Genomic DNA, 1,021 nt, shown 5'->3' with positions numbered 1-1,021 from the left:
GAAACCATGGCGTACGCGACCCTGGCGTTCGAAGGTCACCCGATCCGCATGACCGGTCAGGACATCGGCCGCGGTACGTTCTCGCACCGTCACGCTGTGCTGCACAACCAGAAAGATGCTGGCACCTACATTCCGCTGAAACACCTGTACGACGGTCAGCCGCGCTTTGACCTGTACGACTCGTTCCTGTCGGAAGAAGCGGTACTGGCCTTCGAATACGGTTACTCGACCACCACGCCGGATGCGCTGGTGATCTGGGAAGCCCAGTTCGGCGACTTCGCCAACGGTGCTCAGGTCGTGATCGACCAGTTCATCACCAGCGGCGAGCACAAGTGGGGCCGTCTCTGCGGTCTGACCATGCTGTTGCCGCACGGCTACGAAGGTCAGGGCCCTGAGCACAGCTCGGCACGTCTTGAGCGTTACCTGCAACTGTGCGCCGAGCACAACATTCAGGTAGCCGTTCCGACCACGCCGGCACAGATCTACCACTTGCTGCGCCGTCAGGTGATTCGCCCGCTGCGCAAGCCATTGATCGTGCTGACGCCGAAGTCGCTGCTGCGCCACAAGCTGGCCGTTTCGACCCTGGAAGATCTGGCCGAAGGTTCGTTCCAGACCGTGATCCCGGAAATCGATGCCCTGGACCCGAAAAAGGTCGAGCGTGTTGTTCTGTGTAGCGGCAAGGTCTACTACGACCTGCTGGAAAAACGCCGTGCCGAAGGCCGTGACGATATCGCCATCGTGCGTATCGAGCAGCTGTATCCATTCCCTGAGGACGACTTGAAAGAAGTCCTGGCGCCTTACACCAACGTCAAGCATGCCGTCTGGTGTCAGGAAGAGCCGATGAACCAGGGCGCCTGGTACTGCAGCCAGCATCACCTGCGTCGCAGCATCGGTAACCTCAACAAGTCTCTCGTACTCGAGTACGCGGGCCGTGAGGCTTCTGCTGCCCCAGCATGTGGTTACGCATCGATGCACGCCGAGCAGCAGGAAAAACTGCTGCAAGACGCGTTTACCGTTTAAC

1 pseudogene is annotated in these 1,021 nt (G+C 59.7%); it reads left to right on the top strand.

Annotated features, from left to right (window positions below):
• Positions 1-1,020: pseudogene (locus ACIOUG_RS26585) on the top strand (2-oxoglutarate dehydrogenase E1 component); the annotation flags it as partial.
• Between the last annotated feature and the right edge of the window lies 1 nt (position 1,021).

Source organism: Pseudomonas sp. NPDC087803 (genome assembly GCF_044742995.1).
Lineage (GTDB): Bacteria > Pseudomonadota > Gammaproteobacteria > Pseudomonadales > Pseudomonadaceae > Aquipseudomonas.
Note: the sequence above shows the minus strand (reverse complement) of the source record. Positions and strands in the feature narration are given on the sequence as shown.